We start from the raw sequence: 13,682 nt of genomic DNA on the forward strand, positions 1-13,682 counted from the left end.
GCGTAGACCCGTCAGGATCGGCCGATGTCTCCGCCGATCGAGGCGGCGCCGCCGCCGGACCCCATGGCCTCGCCGATCATCGCCATCAGCCGCTCGAGGAGCGACATCCCGGAGTCCTCGCCCGGGGCCTCTATCCGCCCGGCGAAGACCGCGCCCGAGCTGGAGTCCTCCCCCGCCACGATGCCCTGCCCGCCGATCGCGCGGCCGTGCGCGACGGGGCCCTCGTCGGCGGAGGCGGCGGGGTCCGCCCCGGCACCGCCTCCGGAGCTGCCGCCGGAGCCGCTGCCGCTTCCGCCGCCGGAACCGCTTCCGCCGCCTGCTGCGTCCCCGCCGCCCGAGCCGCCACCGCTGCCGCCCGCGCTGCCGCCGCCCGCCGACTCGCCGCCGCCCGCCGACTCGCCGCCGCCGGCCGCTCCCTGCTCGCCCGAGGCCGCGGCCGCCGCGACGGGAAGAGGCTCCTGGCCGAGCTGATCGCCGAGGGCCGCGCCCAGGGCGAGTCCGCCACCGAGGGAGCCGAGCAGATCGGTGAAGGCCTGGCCCAGCGCGAGCGCCCGGGTGAGGAGCTCGGCGAGGAGTCCGCCGAGCAGCGACGCGCCCAGCAGTCCGCCGAGGAAGGCCGCACGACCCTCCGGGGTGGAGAGCGCCTCGCGGAACATCTCCTCGAGCGCCGCGGCGACCGCCCCCGCGATCACGCCCTCGGCCACCCCCGTCGCACCGCCCAGAACCCCTCGCAGGAGGGCTTCGGCCGCCTCCCCGAGCGTCCGCGCCAGGCCCGCCGCGAAGGAATCGCTCGCGCTCGAGGCGGCATCCTGCTCGTCGGCGTGCTCGACCAGCCGGCGCGCCTGCATCCGCAGCTCGATGCCGAGGTCCTGCAGGCCGGGACGCACGCGAGAGCTCCAGTCGGCGCGGAACTCGTCGGCGTCCTCCCCGATCCACTCGACGTCGTCGACGACACCGCTCAACAGCGACTCGAGGTCCTCGAGGACCGCCGCCCGCCGCGCGCAGATCGATCCGATCGTGCGCAGCGCCTCGGTATCCGCGCCCAGGAATGCGCTCATCGTCGCCCGTCCCCCCTCAGTTCTCCCCCGTTGACGAGATCACGGTAAGCGGCGATCCGCCGCCGAGGCGATGGGGAGGACTCCCCACCCTCAGGGAAGCAGGTCCCGCACCCACCCCGGCAGCGACTCCGCCCCGAAGCGCTCCGCGAGGCGCTGCGCGACCTGCGCATCCACCCCTCCGAGCCCGTCGAGGTCCCCCGGATCCCGGTCCCGGTTCAGGGTCGAGCCCAGCGCGATCCGCTCCGGCTCGGGCCGCGAGAGGTCCAGCCGCAGCGAGAGCAGCGGAGCGCCCTCCTCGGCGGAGACCGACTGCAGCTCGTCGAGCAGCGAGGCGATCCGCGAGCCCTCCGCGAAGGGGGCGTCGCCGCCCCCGGGGACGGCGTCGTCGGCCGCGGTGATCACGAAGCGGCCCGCCCAGGCGGTGCCGTGGGGCAGGAAGGCCGCGCCGACGTGCCGCCAGTCGGCGGGCGGGTCGAGGGAGGCGAGCAGGACGGTGCCCAGCTCCTGCACCAGGGCGCCCTGTCGCTCCATCGGGGATGGTTGCTGCGTCATTCCGGATCCCTCCACGGGTCACTCGGGAAAACGGGCACCGTCAGGGTAGTTGGGCAGATGGAGGTCCACGATCTCCTCGCCGTCCTCCGTGACGGTCACGTCGTAGCTCTCCGGCACGTACTCCCACGGCTCGCTGTCGAACTCCGGCCCGACGCCGGCGGGCTGCTCCTCGCCCCAGTGGATCTCGGTCTCGTAGGAGTACGAGCGTCCGTCCTCGGTGACGCCGTCGGCGAGGAGCGACTCGACGGAGTAGATGTTCTCCACTCCGGACCGGGACTGGTTCACCTCATCCCACTGGCGGGTGTAGTTGATCTCCTCGCGGATCCCGCCGAGCTGGCGGGCCAGCACGTGGCCGGCGTTGTACTCCACCGGCTCGGAGGTGCCGTCACCGGCCATGTCCCAGCGTTCGGCGATGGTCGACTGGATCGACTGGCTGCGCTCCATGTCGCGGTCCACGATCACCTCGGGGACGAAGAGGTGCTCGGTGCGCCCCAGCTCATCGGTGCGGTAGTAGGCCAGGTCGTTGACGTGGTAGACGGCGTCGGGGAAGGTCTCGCGGAGGTTCGGGTTCATGTTCTCGCCGCCGCCCTCGGCCTCCACGTACACGACGGCGCCGGTCTCGTCGGTGTGGAAGGTGCCGTGGTCACCCACCTCGTAGGTGGTGCTCGGGGCGAGCTCGACACCGATCCCGAACGGCTCGTCGTCCTCGCCGGGCGCGAGCTCGTGGTCGGGGCCGATGGTCACGGTGCGCTCGGTCGGCGGCGGTCCCGGGGCGGTGGGCTCGGCGGGCGCCAGCGGGGCGATGGCCGCGACCAGCTTCACGGCGAGGGGCTGGACGGCGGGCTGCGCCGCCGACGGGGACGATGCGTCGTCCTGCTCGTCGGCATGGTCGGTCAGCTCCCGGGAGTCGCGGCGCAGCTCCTCGCCGCGCTCGAGGAGGGCCGGCCGCACCTGCAGTGCCCAGTCGGCGCGCAGCGCGTCGGCATCCGGCCCCACCCACGCGACCGCGGCGAGCACGGCCGTCAGCCGCTCCGCCAGCGCATCGATGCGTCCGGCGCCGGTGGCGATGTCCCCGCCGATCCGCCGCACCTCGTCCGTGTCCGCACCCAGGAACCCCGTCACACGCTCACGCTAGGCGGGGTCTCCCGCGGCGACCATGGGGAGTTCTCCCCATGGACCGCGCGGGTCAGCCCCCGAGCAGGACCACCGCGCGGCCGCCGGCGCGCCAGGCGACGTGCAGCTCGAGCGGGTCGCCGGGCACGTCGGCCTCCATCAGGTCGACGCGGGCGCCGACGGGGGCCTCGCGCAGGTCGGCGACGGCGAGCGCGCCGGCCGGCAGTTCCGGGACCGCGGAGTCCGACGGGGATCGCAGCGGCACGTCCAGCGCCGGATCGGGATCGGCGAGCCCGAGGACCTGCGTGAACAGGTGATCGTTCATGAGCTGCTCGGCGGCCTCGTCGCGCTCCTCGCCCTCGAGCGCCGGGTCGAGCCCGTCGAGGGTGGCGGCGAGCGCGTCCGCGAAACGCTCGAGGTAGGTGCCGAGGTCCGGGGCGGCGAGATGCAGGGCGAGGTCCTCGCCGATGCCGAAGACGGCACCGGGCGCGCCCTCCTCGTCGAGGGTGAGGATCACGGCGGCCTCGGGCGTCTCGAAGAGGGGGTAGAACGTCGCCGCGTCGCCCAGCAGCGTGTACGGGCCGACGTCGGTGCGGTCCTCGACGAGCAGGGTCAGCAGGGTCTGATCGCGCAGCACAATGCCGCCGAACTCGTCGACGATCTGCTCGAGGGCCACCGGCGGGTTCGCAGCGACCTCCTCCTCGGTGACAGCGAGGCCAGGAATCAGGGTCGCGTCCCGCTCATGGGTGCGGGCGAGGGAGGTGAGGCGGTCCAGGACGGGGCGGACCGAGAGGATCGGCAGCAGCGGGGAGGTGTTCACCGCGCCATCGTGGCACAGAGGACGGCCGACACAGCCTCTCCCGCCTGCTCGATCTGCTCCGCGGTGACGTCGCCGCCGAGGGTCAGGCGCACCGCGGACTGCGCCAGCTCCCGGGGCAGGCCGAGGGCGAGCAGGACCGGGCTCGGTTCGTCGCTGCCCGCGGCGCAGGCGGAGCCGCTCGAGGCGATCACCCCGTGCCGTTCGAGGTCGAGCAGCACCGATTCCCCGCTGCGGCCCGGCACGCAGAAGGACAGGTGCCCCGGGTGCCGCGGCGCCCGCGGACCGGTGAGCACGGCGCCCGCGGCGAGGACCCCCTCGAGCAGCGCGTCCCGGAGCGGGGTGATGCGGGCGACGCGGTCGACGCGCTCCGCCTCGGCGAGCTCCAGGGCGACGGCGAGCGCGACGGCGAAGGCGACGTTCTCGGTGCCGGAGCGTCGGCCGTTCTCCTGCCCGCCGCCGTGGACGAGGGGCTCGACGGGCAGCCGCCCGCGGAGCATCGCGAGTCCGCTGCCCTTGGGCGCGCCGACCTTGTGCCCGGCGAGGGTGAGCGCGTCGACGCCGAGCCCGCGCAGGTCGAGCCAGCCGGCGGCCTGCACGGCATCGGTGTGGACGAGTGCGCCGACCTCGTGCGCGATCGCGGCGAGCGCGCGCACGTCGGTGATCGTCCCGATCTCGGTGTTGGCGAGGGCGAGGGAGACGAGGGTGGTGTCGGGACGGAGGGCGGCGCGCAGGGCCGACGGGGTGATCGTCCCGTCGGGTGCGACCTCCACCTCGGTGACCGCGAAGCCGTGGAGGCGGCGCAGATGGTCGACCGACTCGCGGACCGCCTCGTGTTCGAGCGGGGAGGTGACCAGGTGCCTCCCGCGCGGCGAGCCGAGGGCGAGGCCCTTGATCGCGAGGTTCGCGGCCTCGGTCCCGCCCGCGGTGAACACGATCTCGTGGCGGCGCACCCCGAGCACCCGGGCGGCCCGGGTCCGGGCGTCCTCGAGCCCCGCGGCGGAGGCCTCCCCCGCGGCATGGTGCGAGGAGGGGTTCGCGAACACGCCGGTGAGATACGGCCAGGCCGCCTCGAGGGCCTCGGGGCGCACGGGTCCCGCGGCGGCCGCGTCGAGGTAGACGGTGCTCACGCCCGCACGTCCATGTCCAGCCCCAGGTCGAGGCTGCCGGCGGAGTGGGTGAGCGCGCCCGAGGAGATGACGTCCACGCCGGTCAGGGCCACGTCGCGCACGGTGTCCAGGGTGATGGTGCCGGAGGCCTCGACCACGGCGCGGCCCGCGATCAGCGCGACCCCCGCGCGGAGATCCGCGAGGGAGAAGTTGTCGAGCATGATCACGTCGGCCCCGCCCGCGAGCACCGGCTCGATCTGGTCGAGGCGGTCCACCTCGACCTCGAGACGGACCATGTGCCCGAGCCGCGCCCGGGCCGCGCGCAGAGCCTCCTCCACGCCGATCCCGGATCGGGCGAGGACGGCGAGGTGGTTGTCCTTGGCCATCACCCCGTCGGAGAGGGAGAAGCGGTGGTTGACCCCGCCGCCGCAGCGCACCGCGTGCCGTTCGAGGACCCGCAGGCCCGGCGTGGTCTTCCGGGTGTCGGTGATGCGGGCGCCGGTCCCCTCCACGGCGGCGACCAGGGCGGCGGTGAGGGTCGCGGTCGCGCACATCCGCTGCAGCAGGTTCAGGGCGACCCGCTCGGCCTGGAGCACGGCCCGGGCGGGTCCGGTGACCTCGGCGAGGACCTCCCCGGCCGCGAAGCGGTCCCCGTCGGCCGTGCGCGGGACGACCTGCACCGAGGGGTCGGTGAGGGTGAAGGCCGCGGCGAAGACGTCGATCCCGGCGAGCGTCCCGGGCTCGCGGGCGACGAGACCGGCGGTGGCGGTCGCCTCCGCGGGGACGAGCAGCTCCCCGGTGAGGTCGCCCCAGGGGGCGTCCTCGGCGAGGGCGGCGCGGACGACGGGGTCGATGAGGGCGGGGGTCAGCATGCGGGGGCCTCCAGGCGGGCGGGTCGGCGGGCGGCGGCCAGCAGCAGCCGGCCGAGCAGGAGCAGGTTGCGGTCCTCGACGGACCGCCGGTCGGTCGGATCCGGGGCGGCCCAGTCCAGGAGGCGGGGTCGTCCCTCGCCGCTGCGGAGCGGCCCGGCGTGGGACCACATCTCCTCCTGCAGGGCGCGACGGGTCCAGGCGGGGTCGGTGCCGCTCTCCCGCAGCGGCGAGCTCGGGCCGGGAGGCGACGCCGACGAGCGGGGGGTGGCGAGGGCGGACTCGGCGGCGCGGGCACCGAAGACGGCCCCCTCGAGCAGGGAGTTCGAGGCGAGGCGGTTCGCGCCGTGCACCCCGGTGCAGGCGCATTCCCCCGCGGCGAGCAGGCCGGGCAGGGAGGTGCGGCCGTCGAGGTCGGTGCGGACCCCGCCCATCCAGTAGTGCGCGGCGGGGGTGACGGGGATCGGCTCCCGGCCCCAGTCGAGGCCCTCGGCGCGCACGGCGGCGTCGATCGTCGGGAAGCGGGCGGCCAGGAAGTCGGCCCCGAGGGCGGTCGCGTCCAGCAGCACCGGCGCACCGTCCTGCGCGGCCATGGTGCGGGCCATCGCGCGGGCGACGACGTCGCGGGCGGCGAGCTCGTCGACGAAGCGCTCGCCCCGCGCGTCGCGGAGCACCGCCCCCTCCCCGCGCACGGCCTCGGAGACGAGGTGCGCGCCGGGGGTCGCGGTGGGGTGGAACTGCACGCGGTCCAGGTCGGCGAGGACGGCCCCGGCCCGGGCCGCCGCTGCCACGCCGTCCCCCGTCGCGGTCAGCGGGTTGGTGGTGCGGGAGAAGAGCTGGCCGGCGCCGCCGGTGGCGAGGAGGACCGCGTCCGCCCGCTGCTCGACGAGCACGCCGTCGGGGCCGAGCAGCAGGGCGCCGACGACCCGTCCGGCCCGGACCACGAGGTCCACCAGCACGGTGTGCTCGCGCACCTCGACGCGGCCGTCGAGCGCGGACTGCAGGGCGGCCTGGATCGCGGCGCCGGTCGCGTCGCCGCCCGCGTGGAGGATGCGGTGGCGGGAGTGGGCGCCCTCGAGGCCGAGGCCCGCGTCGAAGACCACTCCCTTATCGACGAGCTCGGCGATGACGCTCGGCGCCGCCTCGCAGAGCAGGCGGATCGCGGCGGGGTCGCCGAGACCGCCGCCCGCGGCGAGGGTGTCGGCGGCATGCGCGGCGGGACTGTCGGCCGGGTCGATCGCGGCCGCGATCCCGCCCTGGGCGCGGGCGGTCGCCCCGTCGGCGAGCGCGCCCTTCGACACCAGCAGCACCTCGGTGCGTCCGGCGAGGCGCAGCGCGGCGGTGAGCCCGGCGATGCCGGAGCCGATGACGAGGACGCTCATGGCCGGGCCGCGAGCATCCGCTCGAGGGCGAGGCGGGCCGGTGCGGCGACCGACGGGTCGACGGTGATGCGGTTGACGACCTCGCCGCGCAGCAGCGACTCGAGGGTCCAGGCGAGATAGCCGGGGTGGATCCGGTACATGGTCGAGCAGGGGCACACCACGGGGTCCAGGCAGAAGATCCGGTGCTGAGGGTTCTGGGCGGCGAGGCGCTGGACGAGGGTGATCTCGGTGCCGATCGCGAAGGTGGTCGGTTCGCTCGCGCCCTCGATCGCGCGGCGGATCACGTCGGTCGATCCCGCCTCGTCGGCCGCGTCGACGACCTCCATCGGGCACTCGGGGTGGACGATCACCCGCACGCCGGGATGCTCGGCGCGGGCGCGCTCGATCTGGGCGGGGGTGAAGCGCTTGTGCACCGAGCAGAAGCCGTGCCAGAGCAGCACGCGGGAGGCGCGGATCTGCTCGGGAGTGTTGCCGCCGAGGGGCCGGCGCGGGTTCCACATGACCATCTCGTCAAGGCCGATGCCCATCGCGCGGGCGGTGTTGCGGCCCAGGTGCTGGTCGGGCAGGAAGAGGACGCGGCGGCCGCGGGCGAAGGCCCACTCCAGGACGGTCCGCGCGTTCGAGGAGGTGCACACGATCCCGCCGTGGCGACCGACGAAGCCCTTGATGGCCGCGGAAGAGTTCATGTAGGTCACCGGGATGACGTCGCCCGTGATCTCGCCGAGCTGCTCCCAGCAGTCCTCGACCTGGTCGATGTCCGCCATGTCCGCCATCGAGCAGCCGGCGGCGAGGTTCGGCAGGATCACGGCCTGCTCGGGGCGGGAGAGGATGTCCGCGGTCTCGGCCATGAAGTGCACGCCGCAGAAGACGATCGCCTCGGCCTCGGGGTGCGCGGTGGCGGCGGTCGCGAGCTGGAACGAGTCGCCCACGTAGTCGGCGTGCTCGACGACCTCGTCGCGCTGGTAGAAGTGCCCGAGGATCACCACGCGGGAGCCGAGGGCGGCCTTCGCGGCGCGGATGCGGTCCGCGAGCTCCTCCTCGGAGGCGGTGCGGTACTCCTCGGGGATCTCTCCCTGGCGCGGGGCGCCGAGCGGGATGCGGTCGCCCATCGAGGCGCCGGGCCCGTAGCCGGGGTCCTCGCGGTCGATCACCCAGGGGTCGGTGAGCAGACGGGTGGAGCAGGAGGTGGCCGTGGTGGTCGGCAGGGCAGTCATGGTCGGGGAACCGTTCGGTAGAGGCGGGCGGGACGGTGGCGGCCGCCGGTGCGGAACTCGTCGGTCGCGACGAGCTGGCCGGAGGACTCCATCTGGCGGCGGAAGTTCGCCGGGTCGAGGGGGCGCTGGAGGACGGCCTCGTGGACGCCGCGCAGCTCCGCGATGGTGAAGGTGCGGCCCAGGAAGGACGCGGCGATCTGCGAGTACTCGACCTTGTTGCGCAGGCGCCACAGGGCGTACTCGACGATCTCGGCATGGTCGAAGGCGAGCTCGGGCAGCTCGTCGGCGAGGAACCACTTCACGTTGACGGCGCCGGCGACGGTGTCCTCAGGGCGCACCAGGGCCCAGTAGACGATCGAGACGGTCCGCTCGGCGTCCCCCGTGGCCCGGTCCAGACCGCCGAAGGCGTAAAGCTGCTCGAGGTAGTCCGGGGTGAGCCGGGTGGTCTCGCGCAGGGTGCGGCTCGCGGCGGCGGCGAGGTCCTCACGATCGTCGAGGGGGCCGCCGGGGAGCGCCCAGCGGCCCTGGTGCGGGGCGCGGATGCGGCGCACGAGCGGGAGCCAGAGCGCGAGCCGCCGGGTGGTGGGGTGCGGTCGCAGCGCGAAGATCACCGTGGAGACGGCGAGGGCGGTCACGTCGGGGACACCTCCTGTTAAAGTCACCATCACCTTTACTGGTGCCGACGAGCCTAGGGTCACGATGACCAGAAGTCGTAGGGGTGGCGCGCGTCTCGTGATGCGGGTCACAGGGCGGATGACTCTAAGTCCCGTGTCAGGATGTGCCGCATGGGACGCGAGATCGGCTCGACCGAATACACCCGCGGTCAGCGCACGCGCTACCGCCACGACCTGCGACGGAACCTCGACCTCTTCGAGACGTTCCTGGACACGGCCGAGTTCGTCGACGAGGGCACGATCGGGGTCGAGCTCGAGCTGAACCTCGCCGATGCCACCACCATGGCGCCCTCGCTCACGGCCGACGAGGTTCTCGCCACCCTCGACGACGAGGGCTTCACGCACGAGATCGGCCGCTACAACGTCGAGGCGAACCTCCCGGTCTCGATCCCGCACGGCAACGGCCTCGCCGACCTCGAGCGGGCCCTGCAGGCCCGGCTCGACCAGGTCGACGCCGCCGCGCGCGAGCACGGCGCCCGCGCGATCCCCGTCGGCCACCTCCCCACCATCACCGAGGAGCTCTTCGCGGGCGAAGACTGGCGCGCCCCCGGCCACCGCTACGCGGCCCTCGAATCGAGCGTTCTCGAGGCGCGCGGCGAGGAGATCGCCCTGCGCATCAACGGCGAGGGCCGGGGACTCGAGGCGAGCTTCGACTCGATCGCCCCCGAGTCCGCGTGCACCTCCCTGCAGCTCCACCTGCAGGTCCCGCCCGAGCAGTTCGCCGCCGCCTGGAACGCCGCGCAGGCCATCGCCGGCCCGCAGGTCGCGCTGGCCGCGAACTCGCCCTTCCTGCTGGGCCGGCGCCTCTGGCACGAGACCCGCGTCCCCGCCTTCGTGCAGTCCCTCGACACCCGGCCGCCCGAGTACGCGGCGCAGGGGGTGCGCCCCCGGGTGTGGTTCGGCGAGCGCTGGATCACCTCGATGTTCGACCTCTTCGAGGAGAACGTGCGGCTGTTCCCGGCGCTCATCCCGGAGTCGCGGCTGATGGCCGAGGAGCCCCTGCTGACCCCGGGCGCCTCGCCCCGGCTGCACGAGCTGATGCTCCACAACGGCACCGTGTGGCGCTGGAACCGGCCCATCTACGATCCCGGCACCGACGTCCCCCATCTGCGGCTCGAGAACCGCCTGCTGCCCGCCGGTCCGACCCCCGCGGACATGGCGGCGAACGCCGCGTTCTTCTACGGGATCCTCCACTCGCTGGTCTTCGAGCGGCGGCCGCTGTGGTCGCGGATGAGCTTCGAGCAGGCGGCCGACGCCTTCGAGCAGTGCGCCCGCTGGGGCCTCGAGGCGCGGATCCGCTGGCCCCGCGTGACCGGTCGCGTGCGCGTCGCCGATCTGCTCCTGGATCAGCTGATCCCGCAGGCCATGGAGGGTCTCCGGGATCTCGGCGCGGACGCCGACGTGGTCGAGCGCTATGCGGGGATCCTCACCGGCCGCGCGCGGACCGGGCGCAACGGCGCCCGCTGGCAGATCGACACCGTCACCTCCCTCGAGGTGCGCGGCCTGGATCGGCCGACGGCCCTCGCGGAGATGACGCGGAGGTACCGAGCGGGGGTGGACTCGGGCGATCCGGTGCACGAGTGGCCGGTGCCGGCGCGGACGCCCGCCGCCGGGGCCTGACGGGAGTCCACGATCCGTCCACATCGCGGGATGCCGTCTCAAAGAGCAGTACCCTGCGAGGCATGACCACCACCGCCCCCGCGCCCGCCGAGACGGCGCGCGCCTCCGAGGACCGCTCCGCGCGCATCGCCGTGACAGTCTTCCCCGCCCTGATCCTCCTCGCCGCCGCGATCGGTTTCTTCGCCCCGTCGGTGGGCCAGGCCCTCGCCCCGCACACCAGCATCTACCTGGGCGTCATCATGTTCGCGATGGGCCTGACCCTGACCGCCCCGGACTTCGGCCTGGTCCTGCGCCGCCCGCTGCCGGTGCTCATCGGCGTGGTCGCCCAGTTCGTGATCATGCCGCTCATCGGCCTCGGCGTGAGCATCCTGCTGCAGCTGCCGCCGGAGCTCGCCGTCGGCGTGATCCTCGTGGGCTGCGCCCCCGGCGGCACCAGCTCGAACGTCATCTGCTACCTGGCGAAGGCGGACACCGCGCTCTCGGTCACGATGACCTCGATCTCGACCCTCCTGGCCCCGCTGCTCACCCCGGTGCTCACCCTGTGGCTCGCCGGGTCCTATCTCCCCGTCGACGCGGGCGCCATGGCGCTGTCGATCGTGAAGATGGTGCTCGTGCCCGTGATCGGCGGCCTCGTGATCCGCCTGGTGGCCGGGAAGCTCGTCGACCGGATCCTGCCGGCCCTGCCCTGGATCAGCGTCGCGGGCATCTCGCTCGTGGTGATCTCCGTGGTCTCCGGGTCGACCGAGGCCATCGTCTCCGCCGGCGCGATCGTGCTCCTCGCGGTCGTGCTGCACAACGGCCTCGGGTACCTGCTCGGCTACTGGGCGGCGCGACTGCTGCGCCAGGACGTCCGCGCGGCCCGCACCACCTCGATCGAGGTGGGGATGCAGAACTCGGGACTCGCCGCGACCCTCGCCGCGAGCGCCTTCTCCCCCGCCGCCGCGCTGCCCGCCGCGATCTTCTCGATCTGGCACAACCTCTCCGGCGCCATGCTCGCGCTCTACTACCGGCGCACCGCCCGCTGAGCCGGACGGGGAGTCCTCCCCATGGCGTTCCGGCGCCCGGTGCCGTTGACTGGTCCCACGCAGCATTCCGTCCCCCGAGGAGGCCCCCGATGTACCCGACCCCGCCCGCTCCGCAGCCCAAGAGCCGCACCGGACTCTGGATCGGTCTCGCCTGCGGCTGCATCGCCCTGCTGGTCCTCGTGGTGGGCGGCGTCGGCGCCGGCATCTGGTTCATGAACCGCGGAGAGGATCCGGATTCGACGGGCCGGGAGACGACCTCCGAGGAGGAGACCACCTCGGACGAGGAGACCACGGACGAGGAGACCACCGAGGAGGAGACGACGGCGGCCGAGGAGGTCACCGTGACCCTCGCGGTGATGGACTCCGCGGAGGGCAACACCCTCACCACCGACGACGGCGACCAGACCAGCACCAACGGCAAGTACGTGGGCGTCTACATCTCGCTGTACAACGAGGGCGATTCCTCGGTGAGCTTCGCCTCCTCGGACTTCACCCTGTACGACGCCGACGGCTCCCCGTACACCCCGATCTACGGGAACTTCTCGTCCTCCGGCCCCGAGGTGGCCGCGGGCGAGGAGCAGTACGGCTGGATCTACGTCGACGTCGCGGAGGACGTGACCATCACCGAGATCGCCTACACCGACGTGGTGGGCACCCTCGGCGAGGAGATCCGCCAGCCCGTCTCCTGATCCCTGGTCCAGCATTCCCAGGGAACGGACAGCACCATCGCAGTGCGCTCCAGGGAGCGCCGTGTTCACTGATCCCATCGCGTCACCGGAGGGACCGCCGACTGAGGAGGAAGCGGGTCCCACACCACCGGCGACGCGGGGGAAAGGGATGGCCCCGGCTCGTGGGGACGAGCCGGGGCACCTTTTTGTCCGGACCCTGCCCGCCCGTCACCCCTCGGCGCAGACTGGGGCGATGACGACCACTCCCGATGACGCCAAGGCCACTCTCCACCGCTATCTCCGCGAGGCGAGCGACGCGCTCGTCTGGAAGACGGAGGGCCTGTCCGAGCGGGATCTCCGCCTGCCCCGCACCCCCACCGGCACCACCCTGCTCGGGCTGGTCAAGCACGCCGCGAACATCGAGGCCGGGTACTTCGGGGAGACCTTCTCCCGTCCCCTCCCCGCGCTCGAGGGGCTCGAGGACGTCGCCGCGGTCGACGCGGACCCGCAGGCGGACTTCGTCGTCGGCCCCGAGCAGAGCGCCGCGCAGGTGCTCGAGCTGTACGCACAGGTGCGCGAGATCGTCGATGCGACGATCCGCGAGCTGCCCCTCGAGGCCGAGGGACACGTCCCCTGGTGGGGCGAGCACGGCAACCCGGTGACCCTGCACCGGATCCTGGTGCACGTCACCGCGGAGCTCGCCCGCCACGCGGGCCATGCGGACATCCTCCGCGAACTGATCGACGAGTCCGCCGGACTGCGCCGGAACGGCACGAACCTCCCCGGGGAGGACTACGACGTCGCGGCCTACCGTCAGCGCCTGCGCGAGATCGCCGACCGCTTCTGAGGCCCCGGCCTCGCCGTCAGCGCCGCAGGTCGATGCCGAACACGCGGCGGATCTGGGCGACCGCGTGGCGGGTGAAACGCCGGTCCGACGGCGTCGAGGCGAAGGGCACGGCGAGTCCCGGATGCTCGGGATGAGTGACCCGGCCGTGGGTCGAGCCGGGCGTGACGACGAACCCCGCCTCCTGCATCCGGCGCAGCAGCTCCCGGCGCGAGGTGGGGTGGCGCGTGCCGCGGCCGCCGCGGGCGCTCGGCCCCGCCGCGGTCTCGGCGATGTCCAGGGCCGGCTCGTACTCCTCGGGTCGCACCGAGAGGGCGTAGCGCGCGGAGAACAGGCCGATCACGGCGTTGTCGATGCGCCGCACCTGCACCACCAGGTCACCGCGCAGGAAGTGATCGCTCGCCCCGGCGTCCGCGGTCCAGGCGTCCTCGGGATCCGCGACCACGAGGACCAGCCGCTCCTGGGTGACGCCCGCGACGCCGACGGTGCGGACGGCCTCCTCGTCGAGGTGGAGCGGCGGGAGGACCGGGAGCGGTGGCTGGGGTGGCTGCGGTGGCTGCGGCTGTTCCGCCTGCGGCGGTGCCGGGGGCGGTGCTGGTTGTGATTCCGACGGACGCGGTGGGCTCCAGTCGACGGGGGTGACGCGGCGCGCGGGATCCACGCGGCCGCGCAGGGCGCGGGGCGTGGGACGGGGCGGGGTCGCGGGCATCAGCACGATGGTGGCACGCCGTAGGGTG

14 protein-coding genes are annotated in these 13,682 nt (G+C 73.9%); 4 read left to right on the plus strand and 10 right to left on the minus strand.

Annotated features, from left to right (window positions below; genetic code table 11):
- Positions 1-11: 11 nt before the first annotated feature.
- The 9 genes from V1260_RS04400 to V1260_RS04440 all read right to left on the minus strand — a co-directional run bounded on the left by V1260_RS04400 (position 12) and on the right by V1260_RS04440 (position 8,749).
- Complete coding sequence (locus V1260_RS04400; RefSeq protein ID WP_329745582.1) at positions 12-1,058, minus strand: hypothetical protein; 1,047 nt, start codon at positions 1,056-1,058, stop codon at positions 12-14.
- Between the two features lie 90 nt (positions 1,059-1,148).
- Positions 1,149-1,610 (minus strand): hypothetical protein, encoded by a 462-nt coding sequence (locus V1260_RS04405; protein ID WP_329745583.1) that lies wholly within the window; start codon positions 1,608-1,610, stop codon positions 1,149-1,151.
- Positions 1,611-1,628: 18 nt separating this feature from the next.
- Positions 1,629-2,732, minus strand: coding sequence for a hypothetical protein (locus V1260_RS04410; protein ID WP_329745584.1), 1,104 nt, complete (start codon positions 2,730-2,732; stop codon positions 1,629-1,631).
- Between the two features lie 64 nt (positions 2,733-2,796).
- On the minus strand, positions 2,797-3,543 hold the full coding sequence (locus tag V1260_RS04415; RefSeq protein WP_329745585.1) for a hypothetical protein: 747 nt from the start codon (positions 3,541-3,543) through the stop codon (positions 2,797-2,799).
- Positions 3,540-4,670, minus strand: coding sequence for a cysteine desulfurase family protein (locus V1260_RS04420; RefSeq protein ID WP_329745586.1), 1,131 nt, complete (start codon positions 4,668-4,670; stop codon positions 3,540-3,542). Before V1260_RS04420 ends, V1260_RS04415 begins: the two co-directional genes overlap by 4 nt.
- Positions 4,667-5,521 (minus strand): carboxylating nicotinate-nucleotide diphosphorylase, encoded by an 855-nt coding sequence (gene nadC / locus V1260_RS04425; RefSeq protein WP_329745587.1) that lies wholly within the window; start codon positions 5,519-5,521, stop codon positions 4,667-4,669. Before nadC ends, V1260_RS04420 begins: the two co-directional genes overlap by 4 nt.
- The gene (locus V1260_RS04430; protein ID WP_329745588.1) at positions 5,515-6,900 is read right to left on the minus strand and encodes an L-aspartate oxidase; all 1,386 of its coding nucleotides are present in this window, start codon (positions 6,898-6,900) and stop codon (positions 5,515-5,517) included. Before V1260_RS04430 ends, nadC begins: the two co-directional genes overlap by 7 nt.
- Positions 6,897-8,114: a quinolinate synthase NadA gene (gene nadA / locus V1260_RS04435; protein ID WP_329745589.1), complete on the minus strand. Its 1,218-nt coding sequence runs from the start codon at positions 8,112-8,114 to the stop codon at positions 6,897-6,899. The genes V1260_RS04430 and nadA overlap by 4 nt, the downstream gene beginning before the upstream one ends.
- Entirely contained in the window at positions 8,111-8,749 is a 639-nt protein-coding gene (locus V1260_RS04440; RefSeq protein WP_329750289.1) for an NUDIX hydrolase, read from the minus strand. The genes nadA and V1260_RS04440 overlap by 4 nt, the downstream gene beginning before the upstream one ends.
- A 150-nt stretch (positions 8,750-8,899) precedes the next feature.
- On the opposite strand from V1260_RS04440, the gene V1260_RS04445 reads away from it, so the two are divergent.
- The 4 genes from V1260_RS04445 (at position 8,900) to V1260_RS04460 (ending at position 12,948) form a co-directional block, all read left to right on the plus strand.
- Positions 8,900-10,408: a glutamate--cysteine ligase gene (locus V1260_RS04445; RefSeq protein WP_329745591.1), complete on the plus strand. Its 1,509-nt coding sequence runs from the start codon at positions 8,900-8,902 to the stop codon at positions 10,406-10,408.
- Positions 10,409-10,470: 62 nt separating this feature from the next.
- Entirely contained in the window at positions 10,471-11,433 is a 963-nt protein-coding gene (locus V1260_RS04450; protein WP_329745592.1) for a bile acid:sodium symporter family protein, read from the plus strand.
- 89 nt (positions 11,434-11,522) lie between these two features.
- Positions 11,523-12,122 (plus strand): DUF4352 domain-containing protein, encoded by a 600-nt coding sequence (locus tag V1260_RS04455; RefSeq protein WP_329745593.1) that lies wholly within the window; start codon positions 11,523-11,525, stop codon positions 12,120-12,122.
- A 232-nt stretch (positions 12,123-12,354) separates the two neighbouring features.
- Entirely contained in the window at positions 12,355-12,948 is a 594-nt protein-coding gene (locus V1260_RS04460; protein WP_329745594.1) for a DinB family protein, read from the plus strand.
- Positions 12,949-12,964: 16 nt separating this feature from the next.
- On the opposite strand, the gene V1260_RS04465 is transcribed toward V1260_RS04460, so the two are convergent.
- Positions 12,965-13,654 carry a hypothetical protein gene (locus V1260_RS04465; RefSeq protein WP_329745595.1) on the minus strand — a complete coding sequence of 230 codons (690 nt, stop codon included), beginning with the start codon at positions 13,652-13,654 and terminating at the stop codon, positions 12,965-12,967.
- Between the last annotated feature and the right edge of the window lie 28 nt (positions 13,655-13,682).

Source organism: Brachybacterium sp. J144 (assembly GCF_036321705.1).
Taxonomy (GTDB): Bacteria; Actinomycetota; Actinomycetes; order Actinomycetales; family Dermabacteraceae; genus Brachybacterium.

Bases quoted from the DNA above. Each gene is read 5' to 3' on its own strand.
- V1260_RS04450 (WP_329745592.1), top strand. From the start codon at position 10,471: ATGACCACCACCGCCCCCGCGCCCGCCGAGACGGCGCGCGCCTCCGAG.
- nadC (WP_329745587.1), bottom strand. From the start codon at position 5,521: ATGCTGACCCCCGCCCTCATCGACCCCGTCGTCCGCGCCGCCCTCGCC.
- V1260_RS04460 (WP_329745594.1), top strand. From the start codon at position 12,355: ATGACGACCACTCCCGATGACGCCAAGGCCACTCTCCACCGCTATCTC.
- V1260_RS04405 (WP_329745583.1), bottom strand. From the start codon at position 1,610: ATGACGCAGCAACCATCCCCGATGGAGCGACAGGGCGCCCTGGTGCAG.
- nadA (WP_329745589.1), bottom strand. From the start codon at position 8,114: ATGACTGCCCTGCCGACCACCACGGCCACCTCCTGCTCCACCCGTCTG.
- V1260_RS04465 (WP_329745595.1), bottom strand. From the start codon at position 13,654: ATGCCCGCGACCCCGCCCCGTCCCACGCCCCGCGCCCTGCGCGGCCGC.
- V1260_RS04445 (WP_329745591.1), top strand. From the start codon at position 8,900: ATGGGACGCGAGATCGGCTCGACCGAATACACCCGCGGTCAGCGCACG.
- V1260_RS04455 (WP_329745593.1), top strand. From the start codon at position 11,523: ATGTACCCGACCCCGCCCGCTCCGCAGCCCAAGAGCCGCACCGGACTC.
- V1260_RS04400 (WP_329745582.1), bottom strand. From the start codon at position 1,058: ATGAGCGCATTCCTGGGCGCGGATACCGAGGCGCTGCGCACGATCGGA.
- V1260_RS04430 (WP_329745588.1), bottom strand. From the start codon at position 6,900: ATGAGCGTCCTCGTCATCGGCTCCGGCATCGCCGGGCTCACCGCCGCG.